The organism is Proteus sp. STS61-E, from assembly GCF_040932335.1.
Lineage (GTDB): Bacteria > Pseudomonadota > Gammaproteobacteria > Enterobacterales > Enterobacteriaceae > Proteus > Proteus mirabilis_B.
The window spans coordinates 535,460-560,800 of sequence record NZ_JBFQGE010000002.1 but is presented as its reverse complement, the minus strand read 5'-3'; the positions used below and the strand labels follow the sequence as shown (position 1 = coordinate 560,800).

Here is a 25,341-nt window from a genome sequence, read left to right as displayed (position 1 = left end):
AGTGAAACGTTGTAGCGCCGATGGTAGTGTGGGGTCTCCCCATGTGAGAGTAGGGAACTGCCAGGCATTAAATAAGACGAGAAAGCCAACCCAATGGGTTGGCTTTTTTGCGTTTGGAAGTTTAGGTACTCTGAATAAAAAACTATTTTAATTGCTGATAAAGCAATGAACCCGCAACTGCTCCTGCAACATCGTAAGCAAAATCATGCCAACTCCAGCCAGTGCCTTCTGGACGACTATCATAAAGCTCTTTCGCTGCACCTAAACTAATCGAAAATGAGAGCCCTATTAATAATCCCTCTCTATGACCATAATTTTGATGATCTGCATACGCATTTGCACCCGCGGATGCTGCCATTGAAAATAAGAAATGCTGAGCTTTATCTTTGCCTTTCCAATTATCATTGGAAAAATGAAATGACTGGCAACCATTTAAAGTCATTATTGAGAATAAAATAATCAGAGAGTGACATTTGAGCTTTAGTTTCATAAAAATAAAAGCCTTTTCACTGATAACAATGTTTTTAATATAGAAGATTATTAAAGATAAGGGATGATTTGAGAAAATAATTTTATTAAACAAAAAAGCCTTGCTGTAATTTAGCAAGGCTTATCAAATGAAGCGTCAATTAAAGTATGCGGCTGATTAATCTATCAACACGAATACGGCGTAATCGCTTAATTAATTTCTTCACTTTTAGAGGATAAAGCTTAATACTTTCTAGATCTTGGTAATGTTTCACGACAATAGTATGTTGGCGAATGCATTCTAACTCTTTGTGTCGTTGCTCATGTAATTCATGTTTAGGATCATGAATTAATATGGCATTCTCTAAATCTAATCCCCATGCACGTGGATTAAGATTATTACCAGTAATTAATTGCCAGCTATCATCTACCCACATACCTTTTAAGTGATATGTATTATCGCTATCTTTCCAAAGTCTTACTGTTAATTGGTTGCTATCAATAAATCGTTGGAAACGTTGGGTAAATTTACGCAAATTCATTTCATAGAGATAAGGTAGAGCACCAATAATTTTAAATGGTTCTTCTGGTGGAATATAGAAGTCATTTGCTGTTTTATCACCAATAATAATTTCAACTTGCTTGCCATTTCTTAATAAATGACTGATTTGGCGTACAAGGATTGCAGGTAAATTAAAATAAGGTGTACAAATAACAAGTTTCTCTTCAGTAGAAGCCATAAGGTGAGAAATTGTCTTATTTAAGATATTTTTCTTACCTAAACCCATTAAAGGTGTTACTGCTAGCTCGTTGTTAGAAGCATTGGCTTTAATATCATAGCCATCACGAGTACGTAAATTGAAACGAAATTGACGAATACAATTTTTAATTTCGGCACAACGAACTCTATCTTTGATATCCAGTCGTTGAATCGCTTCTGATTGCAAAAGATCAGACACGATAAATTGCTTCATTGTGGAAGCTAATTCGCTATTTTGGATAATGTGATATCTGTCATAACGATACTTATCAAGCTTGTGCAAATAAACATTATTAATACTTGCACCACTATAGATAATCGTATCATCAAAGATAAAGCCTTTAAGGTGTAATACACCTAATGCTTCGCGAGTGTTTACGGGAATACCGTAAATAGGGATCTCGATATCAGGGTGTTGCTGTGCAACATGGTAGTACCAATCTGCATTTGTTGCATCAGCAGAGACACCAATACGCCCACGTTGAGCACGGTGCCAGTCAACAATAACGGTAATGGATAATTCAGGACGTTGTTGTTTTGCGGTGTAAAGCGCATCAAGGATCTCTTCACCAGCCTCATCGTGCTCTAGGTAAAGAGCTGTAATAAAGATCTCTTTTTTTGCTTGAGCAATGTATTTCAATAAGGTGCTGCGAAACGCGGACGTCTGATAAAGCGTTTCAACATCAGCAACTGACTGAGCTAATTTAGGCAGTTGTGCAAGGTGTTGTTGATGCTTAGCAAGTTTTAGTTTAGACAACATCACAGTGCTTAATTCTCTTGTTTATGATGGCAGATGGAGCCATCGTCCATGTAGATTTTCTTTAACCGATCTTCTGATCATAACATTAGTTATATGGGATGTACGCATAAAATCATCATATATAGCTAATTTATCAAAGGATGCGTGAACAATCACATAAAGAAACTTTCTCTAATGATTATAGCGTTGGGTTATCTTTTGAAGGTCCAAGCTGTAAATCAAGATTGACTATTCCTTCATCAAATTGTACTTCAACAGAAAATCCCAGTTTTTTCGCTAAACTTATCATGTTGCGATTTTCAGGCATTGTAATCGCGGTTAAACGTTTAATGCCATGTTCTCTAGTATAGTTGATAAGTTTAGTCATAAGTTGATGACCTAGAGTATTTCCTTTTAAATCAGAACGCACAAGAATAGCAAATTCTGCATGCTGATTATCGGGATCTGCCATTGCACGGGCAACACCAATGATTTCAGGCCTTTCTTCTCGATTTCGGATCGCGACAAAAGCCATTTCTCGATCGTAGTCAATTTGCGTCATATTCGCGAGATCGTCATGTGTAAACTCACTGATCTCACTAAAATAGCGATAATAAAGATCTTCTTTTGTTACTTGGTTTATAAACGTTTTCAGTAACGGTTCATCTTCCGGCAAAATAGGGCGGATAAAGCAAGGATTGTTATCTCTTAGGAAAAAGGTTTCTTCTAATTCATTGGGATAAGGGCGAATAGAGAGTCTCTGATGAGGATCGCCTTGCAGTGGCGCTAACTCCATCGCGACATCGAGTAATGTAAAATCATTACCTGAAGCTAATAGGGGATGAATATCTAATCTGACAATTTGTGGGCAATCTAAAAGTAAGTGAGAAACCTGCACTAAAAAATGACTTAGGCTTAAGATATTTAGAGGTTGTAAAGCACTTCTTGGCTGTATCTTTCCACTTTTTATCGCATTAATAACCAGATAACGGGCAAGTGCCATATTGAGTGGTGGCAGAGCAACAGCAGCTTTAGTTTCTATTTGCCACTCAACCCCCCCTTCACCCAACACAATTAATGGGCCAAAAATAGGATCTTGTTCTATGGCGACGCGTAGTTCTTGAGAGCCAGCGCGATTTGCCATACTTTGCACCAATAAACCCTGAATTTGTGCTTGAGGGTAGAGTTCTGTAACGCGCTCTATAATGGCATGTGCTGCTGATGATACTTCTGTGCTATCTCGAAGATAAAGCATAACACCTTGTACTTCGGACTTATGAGGGATATCAGGAGAACGCAATTTTAGTGCAACAGGATAACCAATCTTTTCAGCGATATTGACAGCTTCTTGTGCATTATGAGCAATCCAAGTCGGAAGTGTATTAAAACCGTAAGCTTCCATAATTGGCTGAACTTGGTGTGTGTCTAATCGATATTGCTTATTTTTTAATGCCTCTTCAATGCAATGGTGCGCTTGTTGCGTATTCATTTTGACATCTAAAGGCAATGCTGGTGTTTCTTTTAGCTGCTTCTGATTTCGACGATATTCCACCATATGCATAAATGCGGTGACAGCACCTTCAGGTGTTCGATAGGTTGGAATTCCAGCTTCACTAAATAATTTACGCGATTGTTGAGATGAATATTCTCCGCCCCAGTTAGTGAAAACGGTAAGCCATTTACGTCGAGGGTGTTTATTGATGGCTTCTATAACTCGTTGTGCCGTTTCAATGCTAGGGGCTATGGCACTAGGTGTGTGAATAAGAAGTAATGCATCATGATCATGGCTATCTAACAAACAATTCAATGCCAAAATATAACGATCAACCGTTGTATCATCACCTAAATTTAGCGGATTACGAATGGCATTTTCTTCTTGAATAATACTTTGTAGCTTTTGTTTTGTTTCATCCGTAAGTTGTGCAAGCTTTCCTGAATGCAAAAATAGCTCATCAACGGCCATTGCAGCAGGTGCCGAGCCATTACTTATAATCATCAATCTTTCGCCTTTTAAAGGCGTCATATAGCTAAGTGTTTCAACGGCAGAAAACATTTCATGGGTATCTTGTACTCGTAATAAACCTGCACGTTGAAAAGCTGCATCATAGGCTACGTCATAACTCGGTGTATCTCCCAATAGCAGTTGAGCTTTTTGGGTACGACCACTTTTTATCACCAGAATCGGTTTGTTGCGCGAAGCACTACGAGATGCTGACATAAAACGCCGAGCATCTTTTATATGCTCAAGATGCAATAAAATTGCACTGGTTTTACTGTCTCTTGCTAGAAAATCTAGTAAATCATCGACTTGGATATCTTGATTGTCACCTAACGCAATAAAATAGGAAAAGCCAATATTGCGATAATAAGCCCAATCTAAAATCGTATTGGCGACAGCCGCTGATTGCGAAATAAAAGCGAGCTTTCCTTTTTTAACTGGAAGAGGTGAAAAGCTGGCATTTAAACCTTGCCATGGTGCTAAAAGCCCCAAACTATTTGGGCCAAGTAAACGGATGTGATATTGCTGGCAAAGTAATTTTATTGGCTGAAATTGTTCAGGTTGTGCAGAAAGTACAATTACGGCTTTGCAGCCAGACTCACCTAATTGTTTCAGTAGTTCAAGGTTGCGACGATGGTGTGTACAAATAATCGCGAGATCAGGTACTTGAGGTAATTTATCAATAGAGGGATAAGTAAAAACACCAGAGACAGAGCCACGAGCGGGATTAATCGGAAACACTGGACCATTAAATCCACCACTGAGCAAATTTTTCATCATGGTGGTTCCTGCTCGACCTAATTTTTCAGAGGCACCAATCACCGCAATAGATTTAGGACGTAATAGTGCTTCAAGACCTCGTTGGCTCATATCTACTCCAGAGTTTCATTATCAACTGCTATTCAATGTAGCTGATTTGATCTTCTTTTGCCTGACTCCGGTCTGGTTTTCCAAGTAAATATTGTTGACGAAAGTAACTAAAATGAGAAAAAAGTTGTTGTGAGGCTTGAATATCGCCGACATTTTCTAAAATAGAAGCTGCAACTTCTGCTGTACAATGTTGATCTTCTCTTGCTGCTTGGCGAAGCACATACTCACATTTAATTGCTTCATTTAAAGAAAAAAGAGGCAATGAATCGAGATAAGGGCTTTTGCGAAACATCTTACGAGCTTCACTCCAAGTACCATCGAGGAGGATAAACAAAGGCGGTTTGCTATTGGTTGGAAGTTGGTTGTATACAACACGTTCATTTGATGCATAGCTTTCAGGGAAGACAACATAAGCTTGTCTATCAGGTGTATTGATTAGATCAAGCAAAGCTTGTTCAGGCTCGGTTCTAGACCATAAAAATGCCTGCGTATCTGGTAATACATCGGCAATTAATTTTCCTGTATTACTTGGCTTCATCACTTCAGTATCATACATCAATAAACAAAATTGGCTTTTTGCTGGTTGATTGATAATCGTGTCACAAAGGCACTGTTTTTCAGGTAATAAGCAAAAAGAGCAACGTTTTGTACGAAAACCACGCGCTTTAAAAGGGCGAGTTGAAATCGAAAGTCGATATTGACGAAGTCGAGAGACTGCATTGTCATGCATAACAGATTGACCAATACTCATAAAAAAGAATCGAATATTATCATGTTCAAAACAAACAAACTATTCAGTGTGTTTTTATCATAAAAATCATACTGATATATTAGTTATCTATGAGATGAAGTTAATTATCAATTGATCCTGATTAGTTTATCGATTCCTGTGCGTGATTCTCTCGGTGACAGTTGCTAAACTATCATGTAATCTGCGCCCCTATTGCAGTTGGAGAGACAAATGAACGATTCTTATGAAGGTAAAAACGGCAAAGTAAAAGTGATGTATGTCCGTAGTGAGGACAATGCCGATAATAAACCTAAAAAACCATCCCGCCGTCCTGAAAATAGTCGTGGTGATAGCCGTGATAACAAACGCGGTGACAACCGTGACGACAAAAATCGTGATAATAGACGTGGTGACAACCGCGATGATAAAAATCGCGATAACAGACGTGGTGATAACAAATTTTCTCGTCGTGATGACCGCGGTGCAGGTAAGCCTTCAGGGCGTGGCGCATCACGTAATGAATCAAAACCTTCTCGCGATAGCGAAGGCGGAAATTTTTCTCCGTGGAAAACGGTTTCTCGCCCAGCTGGTGAAGAGGCAATTAAAGAGCACGATGGCATTACAGGTAAGAGCCAAATCGATCCTGAACAGCTACGTCGCCAGCGTTTAGAAGAAACGCGTATTTATGGTGAAAATGCCTGCCAAGCAATGTTTAAGAATCGTCCTGATGCGATTGTTCGTGCTTGGTTTTTACAAGATGTGACACCACGTTTTCGTGATGCATTGAAATGGATGGCAGCAAACCGTAAAGCTTATCACGTTGTTGAAGAAGAAGAGATGGTGAAAGCCGCTCGTACCGATCACCACGGTGGCGTGTGCTTCTTAATTAAAAAACGTATGGGTCATGATGCAGAAACTTATCTGAAAGATGCACCTGAACATGATTGCGTATTAGCACTTGAAGATGTGGGTAATCCACATAACGTAGGTGCAATTATGCGTAGCTGTGCGCACTTTGGTGTGAAAGGGGTTATTTCTCCTGATTCTGCTGTATTAGAATCTGGTGCTGCTGTTCGTACCGCAGAAGGTGGTGCAGAATATATCCAAGGTATTGATGCTGATAATTTTGCTGAAACTTTAGATAAATTTAAAAAAGCGGGTTATACGCTGGTGGCAACATCAAGCCATAAAGGCAGCGTGCCATTATCAAAAGCACAATTACCGGCGAAAATGGTTCTTATCTTAGGTCAAGAGAAAGATGGCTTAAGTGAAAGCACTTTAAATCAAGGTGATATGAGCATTTACATCGGTGGTACAGGTCACGTTGAAAGCTTAAACGTCTCTGTGGCTTCTGGTGTGTTATTAGCTGAATGGTGGCGTCAGCACCAAGGCTAATTGCTTTAAAAAATACTTGCTTTTTTAAAGCAGAGTACAAAAAATCCCGCTTAGTCATTATGATTTAAGCGGGATTTTTATTTATACAGCTATGCTAATTGTATTATTTTCCTGGTGAGAAAGGCGGTTTAGCAAACCAAACCACGATCATCATGATAAGGAAAATACCGGCTGCTAACCAAAAAATCTCATTGGCTGAAATAATTAATCCTTGTTCTGTAATAGTTTTCGCTAAATATGCAGACGCTTGTTCATTTGAAAAACCAAGATCATTCATTTGTTGGTACGCCATTTGCGAATCAGGATCGAGTGGATTAATTTTTTCTACAAAGGTTTCATGGTGAAGTGATTCTCTTTGTGTCCAAATTGTTGTGGTTAACGATGCACCAATTGCCCCTGCCAATGTTCTTAAAAAGTTTGAAAGACTTGAGGCTGATGCCATTTTTTCTGGGGGTAATCCAGATAATGTCATTGTCGTTAATGGCATAAAGAAACACGCAACCGCTAAACCTTGCCAGAATTGAGGCCATGCCACAGTGGCAAAATCCATTCCTGGCTCGAAGGTATAAGCTCGCCAATAAAAACACACAGAAAACATAATAAAGCTAAAGCTGATGATATAGCGTAAATCCACTTTACCACCAAACTTACCTATAATCGGTGTGATAATTAAAGGTAATAAACCTATTGACGCTGATGCTAATCCAGCCCATGTTGCTGTATAACCAAAGACTTCTTGTAAAAGCAGTGGTAGTAAAACAATGGTGCCAAAATAGATCATATAAGCGAGGCTGAGCGTGACACAACCAATGGTAAAGTTTCGACTCTTAAAGAGTGAAAGGTCTATCACTGGATGATCGTCCGTTAACTCCCAAACAATTAAGAAGCTAAGCGCAACCACGGCAATAATAGTGAGGACTATAATTTCTGTCGAATTAAACCAATCTAGCTCTTTACCCTGATCGAGCATGATTTGTAACGCACCAATACCCACGACAAGTAAAACAAGGCCGATAGTATCTATTGGTTTAATTTCAGTTTTTGTTTCGCGTCCAGCTAAGGTGTTTGATATACACATAATAATCAACACACCAAATGGAACGTTAATAAAAAATATCCATCCCCAATGATAGTTATCGCTGATGTAGCCACCTAAAATAGGTCCTAAAATAGGTGCTACAACAATGGTTACTGACCATAGCGCAAGCGCCATATTTCGTTTGGCAGGTGGATAGTTATTCAATAACAAACTTTGTGATAAAGGAATTAGTGGCCCTGCAACTAAACCTTGAAGCACACGAAAGAAAATAAGCATTTCAAGGCTTTGTGAAATACCACAAAGCCAAGACGTTAACGCAAAAAGCGCTGTTGACCACATAAAGAGTCGAACTTCACCAATGCGTTTTGCTAACCAACCTGTAATTGGGATAGAAATAGCATTTGCCACACCAAATGAGGTAATAACCCAAGTCCCCTGTGAGTTAGAGGCACCTAAGTTTCCTGCAATAGTTGGAATGGCTACGTTAGCGATTGTAGAATCGAGAACTTGCATAAAGGTTGCCAACGCAAGGGCGATGGTCATTAAGGCAAGTCTTCCTCCTTGTAATGGCTCTTTGATCACCTTTACACCTCGCCTTTATTGTCCTGCATTTTGTTCAATGATTTCATTGATCAGTTTATTAATCTCTGACATATCAATTGTTAAAGCATCAGTATGATAAGCAGGTGCTTGGCGTTCGCTGTGTGATAATACTTTTCCATCAAGGTTAATCGTATCGACAGTCACTTCAGAAGAAAGACCAATACGCAAAGGTTTTTCTGCTAATTCTTTTTCATCTAATGAAATACGAACGGGTAAGCGTTGAACCACTTTTATCCAGTTACCACTAGCATTTTGCGCAGGTAATAATGAGAAAGCACTACCTGTTCCCATGTCTAAACCTAACACAGTGCCGTGATAAATGACTTTTTTACCGTAAAAGTCAGTTGTTATCTTTGCAGGTTGACCAATTCGCATATTCGCGAGTTGGGTTTCTTTAAAGTTGGCATCAATCCACATACCTGTTACAGGAACAACGGCCATTAAAGGTTTACCCGGTGAGACTTGTGCACCAACTTGAACGCTACGACGTGAAACATAGCCATCTGTTGGGCTTAAAATTTTAGTACGTTCTAAGGCAAGCCATGCATTACGAACATCAGTTGATGCTTGTAAAACAGAAGGTTGTTTTGCAATTGGTGTATTTAAGATAATGGCTTGATTAGCATTATATTGCTCTCTTGCAACTTCTAAAGCCGCTCTTGCGGTAGAAACAGCTTCTCTGGCGTGTTGAAGTTCTTCTTTACCAATGACATTGCGTTCACCTAAAACTTCACGGCGGCGAAGATCATTTTGTAATTTAGTGAGCTCAGTTTCGCGTAAAACGATGTTTGCTTTTAATTGACGACCATTGATGATTTGCTGATGCATTTGACGAACACTATTAGCTAATGCTGTTTTTGCTTTTTCTAATGCGAGTTTTTCATCACTTGAATCTAATAAAACTAAGGGTTCACCTGCTTTTACAAAATCGGTGTTATCCACATAAACAGTGGTAACAGAACCAGAAATCTGTGGCATTACCATGATCTGATTGCCAGTCACATAAGCGTTATCTGTTGTTTCATGATGTCTTAACACCATAAACCAATAAGCTGTGTAAGCTGCACCAGCAACAATAAATAGGATAGTTAGCAACAGTAGAACGTTTCGGCGAGTTCGTTTTTTATTGCGAATGGGAGCCTGAGGGGGGGTAGTTTCCTCATTAACACTCATTTAGAAGATCTCCATAAAACCAGAAAAACATCATTAGATATGTTTCCAGTATTAAAACTGGAAACATAATTATAAAGTCAATCTTAGAATAATTATTAGCGTGAAGGTAAATTATAAATGCTAATGGGTAAGTATGTTTGCCGATTTATGGCGTAAATAGGATTAGATCAATAAAACTATTTATTATGCTACTTATTCACAACCTTTTTCAGCCAAAGTATCTAATTGTAATAATAACTTACGCATTAGCGTTTCAAGCTGTCTTTGTTCTGATTGATCTAATACAGACCAGATTTGTTTTAAACACTGATGTTGCGGTGGTAATAAGCTATTTAAAAACTCTTCACCTGCATCAGTTAAATGGAGATGTAAACAACGGCGGTCATTATGACTTTCACGACGTTCAATCCAACCTTGCTTTTCAAGCTCATCAGCAATACGTGTTGCGTTTGTTCTTGAAGAGCCTAAAGCTGCACTTAATTCTGATGGTTGAATACTACGATTTTCTGTCGTATCTAAAATCATTAGTGCCATAAATAATGTCTCGTTAATACCCTGAGACTTCAACATATTATTACGACTTTCAAGAAGTTTGCTTTGAACATGCATAGAAAGGCGAGTTAACAAAATTTCTTGATAAGGAATATCTTTGTTAAGCGATTTCTGTTGTGTAGCGCGAGTGTTTAGTAATTCTTCTGTTGGCGTAAATGAGCTTTCCATTTTTAGACACCTTGTTAGTTTCGAAAATTAGGATAATGCTGTTATCAACATGTTAAATGGTATATTAAACACACAATTTAGCAATTTTTATTATTTATAGTCACTATGTTTTTTTGATTATGTTACCTGATTCATAAATTTTCTGAATGATAACACAAAAAAAAGAATAGGTACTTATCTCTTTACAATAAGTTAATAAAATCAATTTATCACTTATCTGACAATGAATAGTAGTCTATTTGCGAAAAAAGGGATCATTTTTTACGATAAAACACGTAATAAATTTATTATCACTGCCAATGGTTGTTATGCAGATAATACCGAAGTGAAATTATTTATATAATGCTTTATTGATGAGATTGATATAATTTTCTTAATAAAGAATGGGATGATGATATACATTAATAGTAATCACGCTGTTAAAACATTCACATTTTATTCTGATTAGAGTGGGATTGAAGAAATAATGTAACCCATCCTTGGGTCTAAAAATTATTCAGCGTGGATTATTGGATCATTTTTATAACCTAAAAACCAAACAATAAGACCGATAACGCCAATGACTAATCCAGCGATGGAAACACCAGTCCATCCATATTGATGATAAGCATAGCCTGATAGTAAAGATCCTAATGCACCACCAATAAAATAGCTTGTCATATAAGCGGCAGTTAGGCGGTTTCTAGCATCAGGTAAAATACGGTATATGGTGCTCTGATTAGTGACATGAACACCCTGAACAGCTAAGTCTAGCAGGACAACGCCAATAATAAAGCTGATGAGTCCAATCCAGTGATAATAAGGCGCAATAATGATAAAACCCCAAGAAAGAAAGAGGATGATTAATCCTACAGTGGTGGTTTTCTTGCCTTTTCCTTTATCCACTAATACGCCAGCTTTACCCGCCATTAATGCACCTGCGGCACCCACAAGACCAAATAAACCAATAACAGCGTCAGAATAATTAAAAGGATCAGAAGCCAATAAAAAAGCCATTGAGGTCCACAATAAACCAAAGTGAGCAAAAATAAGTGCGCCAACTAATGAACGAGTTCTTAAGACAGGAGTTGTTGCAAATAATTTGAAAATAGAACCTAGCAATTGGAAATAATTTAAGTTTGTTTCACTTTTATAAGTAGGTAAACAGCGCCATAAAGTGATAGCTAAAATCGCCAGAAAAATACTTGCTACCCAAAAAATACCCTGCCAATTAGTAAATGACGCCATTAACCCAGATGCAGTTCTTGCCAGTAAAATTCCGAGTAAAAGACCACTCATAATCGTGCCGACTGCTTTGCCTCGTTGATGAGGTGCGGCAAGGGTTGCAGCAAAAGGAACAAGAATTTGAGCCACAACGGAGAACATCCCTGAGAGCGCAGTTCCTATTAACATCACCCAAATATTGGATGCCATAGCGGTAATTAATAGGCCACTCGCTGAAATTAATGTCATGGTAATAATCAGTGAGCGACGTTCAAAAATATCGCCAAGAGGCACTAATAACATTAACCCTACGGCATAACTTAATTGCGCAGTGGTAACAATAAATCCAGCCAACGTCGCAGATATGTGGAAGTAGTTTGCGATTGAATCTAGTAGCGGTTGTGCGTAGTAGTTACTGGCAACAACCATACCTGTGGCAACCGCCATAAGTAAAATAAGACCTTTGCTTAGCGATGTTTGTGGTGCGGTGTTTTCCATAATACTCATAACAAATCATTTATAAGGTAAATGATAGTAACATGAGTCATTTTTTTGAGAAAAGAATTACTGTGATAGAGATGTTCAATTAATTTGAGATAAACACTTAGATTTTATTCTTATAACATATTGTTTTATATAATAAATAAACGTTAGCCTTAGCCTGTTAATAACTAAAAAGTGTAAAAAAGAGCATAACCAGACACCATATCCATTGAACTGAAACACCAATCACGGCAAAAGAAAATAGGCGCTTAGTCCCTAGCCAGCGAGCTTCTATCGTCTGTTTTTTGGGGCGTTTAGGGAATAATATAGAGAGACTTTCATCAAAGCTAACATCATCTTGATAGCGATAAAGTGCTTGAAAAAAATGACTATCAAGCCATAAACGAAAAAGGTGATATTGCGTAAATAAAAATAAAATAGAAGCTACGAAGAATGCCAGCTTATTATGAAAATGAAGGCTAAATACAGGCGATGTACTTATATAAGGTAATAGTGATAAAAGCAGTAAATAGCGCCAACTTTGTGTTAAAGACACAATCACTTTACCGCTTGTTTTTGTTGTCAGCATCGTTATCTCGTCATCTATTTTGTTGGAAATGCGAATACCAAATTTGTAATGCCTCTTGTGTTTCTGGATTTAAAATCACTTGAGGACGAACTTGATACACCTGTTTTATTGCGTCTTCCAAAGTATCTACTGTGCCACTGTAAACTAACCATGCAACTACAATGGTTGCACTGCGCGAATAGCCTAATTTGCAATGAATATAAACAGTTCCTACTTGGCTAAGTTGTTCCATAGACAACATGGCTTTGCTGATATCATCAGGAGATAATGGTAATAAATCGATTTGAGGTTGCGCTAAATAAAGCTGATTTTGGCTAAATTTGTTTCTTGGCCACTCACAGGTTAAATCAAAGACGGCGTTCGCTTTTAATTTATAAAGAGGGCGTCCGCCTAATAAAATACCTTCAGCTACTAAACTGGGTGTTTGGCAACGTGTTAAATAATAGCGATAAGTACACCAAGCAAAAAAGCGATATGGTAATAGGATTATCTGTGCGGAAAGGGGAATTTCACCCTGTGCATTTTTTTGAAAAATAGAGGCTCCTGCGCCTAAATAACCTAAAGTCACAAAAGTTAATGTGATTGCAGGCCAGAGAAAAATCCAAAAGAAACCTTGTAAGCCAAAAGATAACAGATAAAACACCATTGCTGATAACGCATAGTTTTTACCAATACGTAAACTGCGTTTACTGCCAGTAAAATGCCATTTCCAACGAGAGTTTATTGGTAATAAATAACAAATAAACACGCCGACACCAAAACCCGTAATAATATCGATAAAGTGATGTTGCCACGTTGTCAGTACAGAAACAGCAATAAGCAATGACCATAAATTTAAAAACCATTGCCATGATTTTGGAGTATGTGCGCGAAAACGTAACCAAAGTATCCACAATAAGATTATGTGCAAAGAAGGAGCTTGGTTATAAGGTAAATCGAAACCTTCTAATTGGGTAAATAACCAACCAGAAAACCCTTCTGTTGTTGGGCGAATAAAACTAAATTTTAAAGGGAATAATAAAAAACCAATACAAGCAATAAGAGAGGCAACAATTAAACGTAGTCCATGTATAAATTGTTCTCTTAACGTTGTACAAATAATCAGTGAAATACCATAGGCAATATTCACACTCCAATAAGGAATGATTGTCCAAGGTAAAAAGGGGATCGCTTTTTCCCAGGAGTAAACAAAAGAAGGAACATCAGATAAAGTGGAAGTATAAGTGTTAACTTGCATATAAGTTAAATAGAAAAATGGGGCAAGAAACAACAGCCATACAATACCAGCAAGCCAGATACTTTTTCTTGATGATGTTATTTGAGTGTGTTGGGTTCCACCCATACTAAAATTCCTTTCTTTATTTATGTTTATATTTTTACAATGACTTAAAACTATCGCTATGTGTTGCTATATAGCGATAGTTTGATTATTTATGGCGCATTCCGTTAGCGACGTTTTGCTATCGATACACTAAAAATACCCCAATGATCAATTTGTTGATCTAACTTTTCAAAACCTGCTTCATTGACTAAAGCATCCATTTCACCTTGACTACGGCAACGCATGATCCAAGGTTGTCCGTTTTGGTGACTAGGTAATACACGTGCAATCATTTCAAGCTGAGGGTGCCAAGGTTGGCAGGTATAAATCAATAAACCGCCACTTGGGATGGCTTGCGATAGTCCTTTTAAAGACTCTTTTAGCAGATGATTTTCAGGGAATAATTCATAAAGTCCGCTGACAATACCTAAAGTTGGTGACGGAGAAACAGCACTCAAGCTTTCTGCATCAAAGGCGTTACCTTCTTCAAAACGTACTTTGTCTTCTAAGTGGCGCTCTTTAATCGCAATGTTGCCTTGTTCAACGTTAATGGCGCTATAATCACGCATTAAAATTGAATCGACCTTACCATAATCGTTAATTGCATCAAAAAGATAGCGTCCTTGTCCTGCTGCGATATCCATAATATGCACCGGCATATTATTTTGTATTAATTGGCGAATTGCGTAGCGGATTGTATTTTCAATATTGATTTTACGTTGGCGAATACCTTGCCAACCAATGCTATTTAAATATTGTCTATCGACAATACGACCAAATAATCCTTTCCCTTGAGGCTGATTACGGTAGACATAATCCAGCGTCGATCCGGAATCAAAACCTTTATCATAACCCAGAGCAACACCTTCAGATGCCTTTCCTAAAGTGCTCATAGAGCGACTAAGTACTTTGTAATAAAGTCTTTTTGGACAATATTTAGGAAGTGGCGTTTGTAATGCGCGATAAACATCAGCACTATGACTCCAAGTATCTTCATATTGGTAATCATGTTGATAAAGTGGTTGTGCAAATAAGGTTTCAATAAAACTGCGCATTTTATTGATAGGAATAACTCTGTCTTTCTCACCTAAAGTATCGTGATAAAAGCCCGGTAATACATGCTTTTCTTTGATAGATGTGTTTAAACGTTCATAGAAAAGATGTTGAGGTTTGGCGTGAACCACATGATCATTGCCTGAAATAAATAACTGTGTTGGTAAAGTAATTGCACTTGCATCTTCAACAACACGATCAGCCGTTTTATAAAGCTCTAATAAAATATTGACGGCAATAGGGCGAGTGATCAGCGAGTCTTGATTAAAAGAATCGATGCGGCTTTGGTCATGGGTTAAGTATTTTGCTTTTACGTATGAATTGACATAGAAAAGCCCACGAATTTTTTGCATCAAGGCAAGACCTGTGCGTGCAAAAGGAACATATAACTTCACTTTAAATGCAGGAGAAGCCAACACCATGCCGCGGATCTTAGGGGCATAATCATGTACCCAACCGGTAACTAAAACGGCACCTACACTTTGACCAACAACCAGAATATTCTCCATTGGAATATTATAGTTGGATGAAATGTAATGAACGAATTCGTCTATATCTTTTATTGAAGTTCCCATTGATGGGCTATAACCGCGAGCACCTTCATTTTTACCATGTCCACGAGCATCCCAAGCAAACATTGAAAAATCAGGAAGATCTAACTCATCCACTAGATGAGAAACACGACCTGAGTGTTCATGACCTCGGTGAAATAAAATAATTGCTTTTGGTTCAGTGGTAATTTGAGCAGGCCAATGGCGATAATACAAAGGTGTTTTATCGCTGGTGGTAAATTCAGACTCAATCATATTCCTTTGAGTTTGATATTGCGGTTGTTGATTCATAACGATGTATCCTTATCTTTATCTGTCATCGTTGCTTCTTTTAGTGCGCGATGAATTCGGTGATAACAAGTCAACAAAAGTAATAAATTAATAATAATAAAAAGATAATGCGTGTTTTCTGATAATGTCAGTGAGGGGAATAATCCGATAAAAAAGGCGATTGCACCGAAAATAAAGGCTCTATCACTTTTTCCCATCGGGCCATCATAACGACGAGAAGCATGTATAGTTTGGGCAAGCACACCTAAGAACTCAGTCATTATCATTAAAAAGAGTGCCAGCATGATCCACCAATAGGCTTGTGGAAAAATAAAAGCAAAGGGTAGATAGAGTGCAATGTCTGAAATAACATCGCTGGCTTCATTTAATATCGCTCCAAGCGCACTTTTTTGATTATGTTCTCGTGCAAGCATGCCATCTATGGCATTAAGTGCCATACGAAAAAAGAGAACAAAAGGGAGCAATAAAAATAAACGAGGGTAAGGATAGAGCAAAAGTAACCCACCAACAGCAATGGATAACAGTAAGGCAAAAAGCGTGATCTGATTTGCTGTGATCCCTTTTGTGAATAACTGTTCTACATAAGGGCGTAATAGAGCTTGGAATTTGGGTTTTAGGTCATAAATTGTCATGACGCATCCTTGTGTTCAAAAGTGCGTATATACCTCATAATTATAATTTTATTATTAGCTGATTTTTATCTCATTGAATATCTTTATTTCAATGCTTTAATTTATTTACGATTTAAACATAAAACTAAGACTTAAAATTTACTTGAGTTAATAATTATTTAGCTCTCAAAATAAAGAGAAAATAAGATCCGCAAAACTGTAATTATCAGACTGTTCCGTGTCTGCTCTATTCTTTTTATTTTAAAAATCATTAAATTTTCTTTAGTAATATGTACGTAATTATAATTAGTAAATTAAATGAGGAAAATAAAAATAAGAGATATTAAATACCTTATAATAACTAATGAAATTAGTTTAATTTATAATAAATATTATTTTAGATAAAATTTAAATCTAACAAGAGTGTATCGATAGTGTAGTTATCTGTATTGAGTGATAAGTGCAAAAAAACTAGATAATGATAATTATTATCATTATCATAATTGGCGCTGTTAGTTACAGCTCTAATCATCTATCAAACTAATAACCATACAAAAAGATACTACTATTATGATCCATTTCTTAGCAAAAAATGATGCTTATCGTCAGGGAATTGGGATATTTTCATTTTCGTCATCAGCGATAGCATTATTATTGACTTCACTCACTTCGTTAAATAGCTATGCAACTGAAAGTGTAAAACCAGAAATAACGACATCTACAAAGTCGGAAAGTCCTGCACAACTAAAATCGCGTGAAAAGATTATTATTGAACCTATCTATGTATCAGGTGAACTCAACTCGAGTGTTGATGCGGGAAGTACCGTTCTGACATTAAAAGATATCGATAGAATTCAGCCTAATAATATTGCAGAGCTGGTGGATAAATTACCCGGAATTTCATCATCGGGTTCACCAAGACCAGGCGGTCAAACATTAAATATCTGGGGGATGGGCAATCCTGAAGATATTAAAATTACCCTTGATGGTACGCCTAAAACCTTTGAGAAATATCGCCAAGGTTCAATTTTTATTGATCCTGAATTAATCCGTCGTATAGATGTTGATAAAGGGCCTCATAATATTACTCAAGGAAATGGCGGTTTTGGTGGTTCGGTGAGAATTGAAACCAAAGATCCCGATGACTTATTACTACCCGATCAGAATATTGGGATGTTTTTAAAATATGGGCATCATACCAACGATAGACAAAACCGTTATAGTGGCGCGGTATACGGTAAATTACTGGATGGGCAAGCAGACGGATTGTTCTATTTTAACCGTCGTGAAAGTGACGATCTGCGTCGCCCTGATGGGACTAAATTTGGCTATTCACAATCAGATCAAGATTCTTTTTTAATTAAAACTAATATCTATTTAACTGAAGCACAAACATTAACGTTATCAGCATCACGATCAGAAAGTGATGGTTGGACGCCTTGGGCGGCTAAACGTGATGAATTAGCTAAACCTAGCCAAGCTGAAGTGGATAAATATGGTTTTGATGCGGCGATGAAACGCAAATTAGTTTATCGTGATCAAAAAGATGACACCTTCAGTGTGAAATGGAATCTTCAGCCAATTGATTCTGATTTAATTAATCTAACGCTTACCTACGGTTATTCAAAAACCAAACAAAATGATAGTCGCCCAGAGACTGCTAGCTCCTATTTTAGTGGCAGTATGGGCAATCAAAGCTGGGTAGATTATCGAAATCATCAAATTGAAATTAAAAATGAAAGCACAGTTATGCAAGGTGCTTTAGAGCATAAGGTATTAGTAGGAACACGTTGGCATCGTAATGATCGTGATGTCTTAATGTTTACTCGCGATAAAGCTAAAAATCCAAATTATAACTATGGATATTATGCGCCTCCTTATATGCCAGAAGGTACGCAAACGACAACCAGTTTTTATCTTCAAGATTCGATGAGTTATAGAAATCTGACGATAACACCGGGCGTTCGCTACGATATCGTTAAAAATCAAGGCAAGGGAAGTCGGGCTATTACCTATCAAGATCCAGATCCCTATTATGGTCATGATTACTCTGATGTGACTTATAGCGGGGCAACACCTCATTTAGGTTTATTATGGAAAATGAATCAGAATTTCAGATTCTTTGGTGATTTAACCTATACATGGCGCGCTCCATTGATTGATGAGCAGTATGAAGTACAAGGAAGTATTTCTAGCTTAACAGGAACGAGTCGTCATCTAGACAAAGAAACTGTAAGGGCTGCACGAATTGGTGCAATTGCGGATTTTGAAAGTGTTATTCAGCAAGAAGACCAACTGCAATTAAGAACAACACTGTTTGATACTCGTGGTAAAGACGAAATTTTCCGTCGCCGTGGTGTCTATTGTGAAAGTCAAAAGGTGGATGGACATAATGGAAATTGTCCACCTTCGATTGGTAATTACCGTAATTTACCGGGCTATCATATCCAAGGGTTGGAAATCGAAGCCTTTTATAATAGCCCTAATGTATTCGGCCGTTTAGCATATTCAACAATGAAAGGAAAACGTGACCAATCACCGCGTGACCCGTGGTTTGGTCAAAAAACATGGATTGCTGAGATACAACCTGACGCTTTACATGCCACTCTTGGCGTAAAAGTACCCAGTATTAATGTCAATATGGGATGGACAGGTGATTTTATTGGTGCTCAACGCCGTTCACCAATGGATGCCGATCCTGATGCAGGATATTGGTCACTACCAAAAAGTAAAGGTTATGCAATTCACGGTTTATTTGCGAATTGGGAACCCTCTTTTATAGATAATACAGAAGTTCGTTTTACGGTCGCAAATTTATTTAACCGAGATTATTACCCTTATTTAGGTGAATCAGTTTCGGGTGTAGGGCGTGATTATCGATTTACTGTGGTAAAACGTTTCTAATATTACTGAAAATAAAAACAGATAAACCCCATAGATATTATGGGGTTTATTGTAATTAAGAATTCAATATTCGATATATTGCATTAATAACCATGTGATGCAGAAGTTGCAATCATCGCCATCATAGTCGTGAAGAAGAAAATAAAGAAAAGAACAGCCATAACAATACTAATAATAAAGTAAACAAAGCCAGCTCTGTTCCATGTTTCTTGCACTTTCATAAAGGTTTCAACAGAATCATAATCACCACTTTTCCAAGCCCACTCATTTCCTTTAATACCACAGACAAAAATCCAAACAAGATTAAGTAAAGGAACAAGCGCTAATAATGGAAGATAGGATTTATTACCAAAACCCCAAATAATATTAAACATGAAAGCACCCCAGTTCCAACGTTTAATTTCTTCAGGTACAGGCTTGTTAGTGTAAGACACAGTTTATTCCTTATCTAAAATAATAAATATAAAAATGAGAATGCCAAAATGGCAACTGGAGAAAAGGATAATCATAATTGAAGAAATGAGAGAATGAAAGGTGGGTATGTCTCTGCCATTAATAAAAAGAATAATCTTAATAATAAAATAGTATTAAGATGACTTTTAATTTTTATATAAACTTATTTTATCTAATTACATGTAAATTTAGTTTTTTATAAATAAAAACAGGCCACAATAATGTGACCTGTTTTGTGACAATCTTAAATGAAGATTATTTATTGATTATTTTGCAGCAGCTTGAGCTTGTTCAATCCAACCATCAAAGGTTTTTTGATGTGCTTTGATCCATGCATTAGCATGACGTTCAATATCTGCCTGTGATTTTTGACCATTATGCATACGTAAGTTTTGCGCATTAATATCGGCAACAGACACTTTCATAACTTCAAAGAGTTTTGCCGCAGCGGGATTTTCTTCAGCCCATTTTTTATTTGCTGCAATATGCATGGTACTTGGCGGGAAGCCATAGTTTTTACCATTTGCTAATGTGGTATCGGTTTTATCATCACCCGGTAATGAAGAGAAAGGCACTTGTAACCAAACAACATCTTTACCCGGTTTTAATACATCACTTATCCAGTAAGGTGTCCATGTGTAATAAAAAATGGGTTTGCCTTCTTTATAGCGAGTAATGGTATCTGCCATCATTGCCGCATAGTTACCTTGGTTATGTGTAACAGATTTTTCTAATCCATAGGCTTTTAAGTGATTGTTAATCGCTTCTTCACAACCCCATCCCGGATTACAACCCGTTAAATCGGCTTTACCATCACCATTGGCATCAAATAATTTGGCAATTTTAGGATCTTTTAATTGCTCAATATTCGTAATGTTATATTTCTCTGCCGTTTTCTTATCAATCAAGTAACCTTGAGCGGCATTAACGACATAATCCCCTTTACGATAAAAGGTATTATCACCTCCTGCCGCTGCATATTGTGAATTATGAAGAGGAACCCAACTGACTGCCATAAAAGTGGCATCACCATTGGCGATAGAGGAATAAGCAACGTTATAGTCAACTTCTTTAATTGGCTGAACGGTGTAACCTAATTGTTCTAGTGCTTTATTAACGATTAAAGTTTGAAATGTTTCTTCAGAAATCGTACTTTGCACGGGTTGAACCGAAATCCCTTTTCCAGGTAAATCAGCAGCGGATAACTGGGTGCTTATCAGTGTGGCGGACAATACTGTTGCCCAGAGAACTGGATTACGCATAGTTTTTCCTTCTGTTGTTATGGTAAGAGATAAATAGCGACAGCGAACTGTCGCCTCTATTTCTTATATTGATTGAACGTGATGTTCTTTATTGATTTTTAATTAATAGTAAAAATATTTATTACGATGCTTTTTTGCCAAAGAGTCGATAAATTAAACCGATAGGCCCTGTCATATACCAGCATCGATTGCCTTTATGACGGCTGTTTTGACCTAAAGATTGTGTTAATCGGTCAAGGATAATGGCAAGAATAACAATACCTGCACCCCCTACGGCAGCCAGTCCCATATCAAGACGACCTATACCGCGTAATACCATTTGACCTAATCCACCAACGGCAATCATTGAGGCAATAACAACCATTGAAAGCGCTAACATTAGCGTTTGGTTTACACCTGCCATAATCGTTGGCATGGCGAGAGGTAATTGCACTTTAAACAGCATTTGACGAGGATTTGCACCAAATGATTGTGCTGCTTCGATTAAATCTTCAGGGACTTGTTTGATCCCCAAAATGGTCAATCTCACAATTGGAGGTAAGGCAAAAATAATAGTGACCACAACGCCGGGTACGTTACCAATACCAAATAACATGACGATAGGAACTAAGTAGACAAACGCAGGTGTTGTCTGCATCGCATCGAGTAAAGGCCGAACAATTTTGGATGCTCTATCACTGTTAGCCAGCCATATTCCTAATGGAAGCCCGATAATAAGACAAAACAGTAACGAGGTTAGTACCAATGCAAGGGTAACCATGGCTTCAGACCAAGCACCAATCGCCCCAATTAATATTAATGAGATAAAAGAAGTGACACCCATGACTTTGCCTGAAAGCTGCCATGCAATCAGAGAAAACAGAATAATGGCGATAGGTGCTGGCATTGAAGTTAAGGAATTTTCAAAACCACTTAAGACCAAATCAACCGGTACACGGATACCTTGGAAAACAGGGCGAAAGTGCAACACAATCCAGTCAATCGCATCAGTAACCCATGAATCTAAGGGGATCAGCGTATTATGAAACGGCTCCATTAGATTGAATGAATCGGGTGCTACATCTGTTGGTGTTGCATCTAACCAATCACTGCCAGTGGATGAGGTATCAATATTTTCAGTACCACTGCCAGCACCCCAAGGATCAGCATCTGTTGATGAACTGTCGGCACTACTCCAAGGATCACTTTCTGTTGTAGTGGTATCAGTTGTTGCCCAAGGATCATCATTTACGTTATTGGTTGTCTCTGGTGCCGTTTTGTTTGTTGTGGTTTCTTGGATATTTGTATCCAAAGCCACATCTTTATCTGTTGTATTACTCATTTGGCGTCTCCTTATCCAGTGCTTGTAGTAACATTCCTTTAGAAATTAAGCCGATATAACGGTTTTTTTCATCAATAACAGGAATTGCACAGGGAGATTGTGCAACAGTTGAAATCAGCTCGTTTAACGGTGTATCACCATTAATGGCACAAGGCTCAGATAAAATAGCTGACTCTATAGGTTGTTTATTTTTCAGCGCCTCTTCAAGAGATGTGACAGAAACGATGCCAACAAATTTTCTTCCTCGTTCAATGAGATAGCCAAAGTTTCTATCTTCATCTTCGAGTACTTTTAAGGCAGATCGAGGACCAAAACCGGGCGCAACATGCAGTAAGGTTTCAGGGCGACGTTTGGCTATATCTTTTGCACTAAATACGTGGCTAATATCAACACCACGGAAAAAAGTACGCACATAATCATTTGCTGGATTGTTAAGTATTTCATCTGGTGTACCCGTTTGAACAACAACGCCACCTTGCATAATGGCAATTCGGTCGCCAATACGCATAGCTTCATCCAGATCATGGGAGATAAACACAATGGTGCGCTGTTTATCACCTTGTAAGCTTAATAACTCATCCTGCATTTCTGTACGAATTAATGGATCGAGTGCTGAAAAGGCTTCATCCATCAATAAAATATCGGGATCATTAGCTAGTGCACGCGCAAGACCGATACGTTGACGCATCCCACCAGAAAGCTCATCAGGCCAAGAGTTTGCGTAACTGCCCAAGTTGACTTGCTCTAAGGCATCCATCGCTTTTTTATAACGCTCATCTTTGCTTAATCCCGCGAGATCCATTCCAAATGCAGTGTTATCAAGCACGTTCATATGGGGCATTAATGCGAATGACTGAAACACCATACTGATTTTTTTACGGCGCACTTGTCGTAATTCTTTATCCGACATAGTGGCAATATTTTCACCATCAATAAGCACCTCTCCCTTTGTTGGAGAGATCAGACGATTGAGAAGGCGGACTAGTGTGGATTTACCTGAACCAGATAATCCCATGATGACAAATATTTCGCCTTCTTCAATTGCCAGATTTGCATTTTGAACGCCCACTGTAAGCCCTGTTTTATCAAAAATCTGATCTTTATTCATACCAGATCTTAATAATTCAAAAGCGCGTTTAGGGTGCTCGCCAAATACCTTGTAGAGATTTTTTACTTCGAGTTTAATTGCCATGCAATATATAGTTTCCTATTTAAATATTGAAAGGAATAAATTAGATATTAATTAATAAGTGTTGTTATTTTTCCTAAATAAGATTTTTAGTAAGGGAAATACCCTACCACAATGATTGAGTCTGACAACCCTATGTTAATTATAATTAACTAAATAATTCAGCTGTATTTTCTTTGTTTTTAATATGATTAATAATTAAATAAAGTGAAATAAATAAAATTTATTAAAAGATATATTTACCGCTAACTGACTGAAATAACTTTATTTTTAGAGATATTGCAAATTTGATTAGGATCTCAATAAAAATGAAGACTCAATATCAAAATAGAAGGGAAATAGAGAGATAAATTAAATGAAAAAAAATCCGAATTCATTAGATAAACTAATATTTAATATCTTGTGATAAGGTTTATATACTAGAAATAGGCTGAAATAATTCGAAAAAAGTTGATTTTTTGACAATATTGAACGGCAAAAATCAATCAATTAGATCGTTTAGTGAACAAATAAAAATACACCAAAAAATAATCTATATTTTTCAGTGTATTATGCTTTATATGGAATACATAATTAAATTGAATGTATTGTGTGGTTTCTTTTACCTTCAATTAGGTTAATAAACCTTAAAAATCCCAATCGTCATCTTCAGTGTTAATGGTTTTTCCAATAACATAAGATGAACCTGAACCAGAGAAGAAATCGTGATTTTCATTTGCATCTGGTGATAATGAAGAAAGAATAGCAGGGCTTACATCAGTTATTTCATCAGGGAATAAAGCTTCATACCCTAAATTCATTAATGCTTTATTTGCATTATAATGAAGAAATTTTTTGACATCTTCTGTCCAACCTACCGTGTCGTAAAGATCTTCGGTATATTTCACTTCATTGTCATATAAATCTAATAATAATGAGAAAGCAAAATCTTTAATATCTTGCTTCTCTAATTCGGATTTATTTAATAACTGATTTTGAAATTTATAGCCAATATAATAACCATGAACGGCTTCATCTCGAATAATAAGACGAATTAAATCGGCTGTATTGGTTAATTTTCCTCGGCTTGACCAATACATTGGTAAATAGAATCCTGAATAAAATAAAAAGGATTCTAAAAAGACGCTGGCGATTTTTTTCTTTAAAGGATCTTCATCTTGATAATAACGCAAAATAATTTCTGCTTTCTTTTGTAAGTAAGGATTTTCCTCACTCCAACGGTATGCTTCATCGACATCGGTTGTTAAACAGAGTGTAGAAAATATCGAGCTGTAAGAGCGAGCATGAACCGCTTCCATAAAACAGATATTAGATAACACGGCTTCTTCATGAGGCGTGAGTGCATCAGGCATCAAAGTCGGTGCGCCTACGGTATTTTGGATCGTATCAAGCAAAGTTAACCCTGTAAAAACACGGATTGTGAGTTGTTTTTCAGCTTGGTTCAGGGTGTTCCATGAAGGAATATCATTAGAGAGTGGAATTTTTTCAGGTAACCAAAAATTCATGGTTAAGCGATTCCAAACTTCTAAATCTTTTTCATCTTCAATGCGATTCCAATTAATCGCATTAACGTGACTTAATAAAGGTGATGACATGCTATGTTCTCCTTATTGT

19 protein-coding genes are annotated in these 25,341 nt (G+C 37.3%); 2 read left to right on the top strand and 17 right to left on the bottom strand.

Features of this window, described 5'->3' with window-relative positions:
* Nucleotides 1–142: 142 nt before the first annotated feature.
* The 4 genes from AB4J89_RS08385 to AB4J89_RS08370 form a co-directional block, all read right to left on the bottom strand.
* Entirely contained in the window at nucleotides 143–490 is a 348-nt protein-coding gene (locus tag AB4J89_RS08385) for a YfiM family lipoprotein (RefSeq protein ID WP_088493478.1), read from the bottom strand.
* Nucleotides 491–629: 139 nt separating this feature from the next.
* Entirely contained in the window at nucleotides 630–1,988 is a 1,359-nt protein-coding gene (gene pssA / locus AB4J89_RS08380; protein ID WP_088493477.1) for a CDP-diacylglycerol--serine O-phosphatidyltransferase, read from the bottom strand.
* A gap of 178 nt (nucleotides 1,989–2,166) precedes the next feature.
* Nucleotides 2,167–4,836, bottom strand: coding sequence for a bifunctional acetate--CoA ligase family protein/GNAT family N-acetyltransferase (locus tag AB4J89_RS08375; RefSeq protein WP_368468872.1), 2,670 nt, complete (start codon nucleotides 4,834–4,836; stop codon nucleotides 2,167–2,169).
* Between the two features lie 28 nt (nucleotides 4,837–4,864).
* The gene (locus AB4J89_RS08370) at nucleotides 4,865–5,566 is read right to left on the bottom strand and encodes a tRNA-uridine aminocarboxypropyltransferase (protein ID WP_088495955.1); all 702 of its coding nucleotides are present in this window, start codon (nucleotides 5,564–5,566) and stop codon (nucleotides 4,865–4,867) included.
* A gap of 231 nt (nucleotides 5,567–5,797) precedes the next feature.
* On the opposite strand from AB4J89_RS08370, the gene AB4J89_RS08365 reads away from it, so the two are divergent.
* Nucleotides 5,798–6,961, top strand: a complete 1,164-nt coding sequence (locus AB4J89_RS08365) for a tRNA/rRNA methyltransferase (protein WP_368468870.1) — start codon at nucleotides 5,798–5,800, stop codon at nucleotides 6,959–6,961.
* 103 nt (nucleotides 6,962–7,064) lie between these two features.
* Here the strand turns inward: AB4J89_RS08365 and emrB are convergent, their stop codons facing one another.
* The 8 genes from emrB to AB4J89_RS08325 form a co-directional block, all read right to left on the bottom strand.
* Nucleotides 7,065–8,582: a multidrug efflux MFS transporter permease subunit EmrB gene (emrB, locus tag AB4J89_RS08360; protein WP_368468868.1), complete on the bottom strand. Its 1,518-nt coding sequence runs from the start codon at nucleotides 8,580–8,582 to the stop codon at nucleotides 7,065–7,067.
* Between the two features lie 15 nt (nucleotides 8,583–8,597).
* Nucleotides 8,598–9,776, bottom strand: coding sequence for a multidrug efflux MFS transporter periplasmic adaptor subunit EmrA (emrA, locus tag AB4J89_RS08355; RefSeq protein ID WP_102949398.1), 1,179 nt, complete (start codon nucleotides 9,774–9,776; stop codon nucleotides 8,598–8,600).
* A gap of 192 nt (nucleotides 9,777–9,968) precedes the next feature.
* Entirely contained in the window at nucleotides 9,969–10,496 is a 528-nt protein-coding gene (gene mprA / locus AB4J89_RS08350) for a transcriptional repressor MprA (RefSeq protein ID WP_023581117.1), read from the bottom strand.
* A 492-nt stretch (nucleotides 10,497–10,988) separates the two neighbouring features.
* Complete coding sequence (locus AB4J89_RS08345) at nucleotides 10,989–12,197, bottom strand: MFS transporter (RefSeq protein WP_311755091.1); 1,209 nt, start codon at nucleotides 12,195–12,197, stop codon at nucleotides 10,989–10,991.
* Nucleotides 12,198–12,363: 166 nt separating this feature from the next.
* Nucleotides 12,364–12,771, bottom strand: a complete 408-nt coding sequence (locus AB4J89_RS08340) for a hypothetical protein (protein ID WP_368468866.1) — start codon at nucleotides 12,769–12,771, stop codon at nucleotides 12,364–12,366.
* A 10-nt stretch (nucleotides 12,772–12,781) separates the two neighbouring features.
* Nucleotides 12,782–14,113, bottom strand: coding sequence for a phosphatase PAP2/dual specificity phosphatase family protein (locus AB4J89_RS08335; RefSeq protein WP_368468865.1), 1,332 nt, complete (start codon nucleotides 14,111–14,113; stop codon nucleotides 12,782–12,784).
* A 104-nt stretch (nucleotides 14,114–14,217) separates the two neighbouring features.
* The gene (locus AB4J89_RS08330) at nucleotides 14,218–15,987 is read right to left on the bottom strand and encodes a bifunctional alpha/beta hydrolase/class I SAM-dependent methyltransferase (RefSeq protein ID WP_311755092.1); all 1,770 of its coding nucleotides are present in this window, start codon (nucleotides 15,985–15,987) and stop codon (nucleotides 14,218–14,220) included.
* Complete coding sequence (locus tag AB4J89_RS08325; protein WP_088493468.1) at nucleotides 15,984–16,619, bottom strand: CDP-alcohol phosphatidyltransferase family protein; 636 nt, start codon at nucleotides 16,617–16,619, stop codon at nucleotides 15,984–15,986. Before AB4J89_RS08325 ends, AB4J89_RS08330 begins: the two co-directional genes overlap by 4 nt.
* Before the next feature lie 549 nt (nucleotides 16,620–17,168).
* On the opposite strand from AB4J89_RS08325, the gene AB4J89_RS08320 reads away from it, so the two are divergent.
* Nucleotides 17,169–19,502: a TonB-dependent hemoglobin/transferrin/lactoferrin family receptor gene (locus AB4J89_RS08320; RefSeq protein ID WP_102949397.1), complete on the top strand. Its 2,334-nt coding sequence runs from the start codon at nucleotides 17,169–17,171 to the stop codon at nucleotides 19,500–19,502.
* Nucleotides 19,503–19,585: 83 nt separating this feature from the next.
* On the opposite strand, the gene AB4J89_RS08315 is transcribed toward AB4J89_RS08320, so the two are convergent.
* The 5 genes from AB4J89_RS08315 to nrdF all read right to left on the bottom strand — a co-directional run bounded on the left by AB4J89_RS08315 (nucleotide 19,586) and on the right by nrdF (nucleotide 25,322).
* A complete protein-coding gene (locus AB4J89_RS08315) occupies nucleotides 19,586–19,936 on the bottom strand; it encodes a ribonuclease G (RefSeq protein ID WP_088493467.1) in 351 nt (116 codons plus the stop codon).
* A 285-nt stretch (nucleotides 19,937–20,221) separates the two neighbouring features.
* Nucleotides 20,222–21,217: a glycine betaine/L-proline ABC transporter substrate-binding protein ProX gene (gene proX, locus AB4J89_RS08310; protein ID WP_088493466.1), complete on the bottom strand. Its 996-nt coding sequence runs from the start codon at nucleotides 21,215–21,217 to the stop codon at nucleotides 20,222–20,224.
* Between the two features lie 121 nt (nucleotides 21,218–21,338).
* Entirely contained in the window at nucleotides 21,339–22,538 is a 1,200-nt protein-coding gene (proW, locus tag AB4J89_RS08305) for a glycine betaine/L-proline ABC transporter permease ProW (protein WP_368468864.1), read from the bottom strand.
* Nucleotides 22,531–23,730 (bottom strand): glycine betaine/L-proline ABC transporter ATP-binding protein ProV, encoded by a 1,200-nt coding sequence (gene proV / locus AB4J89_RS08300; RefSeq protein WP_088493464.1) that lies wholly within the window; start codon nucleotides 23,728–23,730, stop codon nucleotides 22,531–22,533. The genes proW and proV overlap by 8 nt, the downstream gene beginning before the upstream one ends.
* A gap of 623 nt (nucleotides 23,731–24,353) precedes the next feature.
* The gene (gene nrdF, locus AB4J89_RS08295; RefSeq protein WP_088493463.1) at nucleotides 24,354–25,322 is read right to left on the bottom strand and encodes a class 1b ribonucleoside-diphosphate reductase subunit beta; all 969 of its coding nucleotides are present in this window, start codon (nucleotides 25,320–25,322) and stop codon (nucleotides 24,354–24,356) included.
* Nucleotides 25,323–25,341 lie beyond the last annotated feature (19 nt).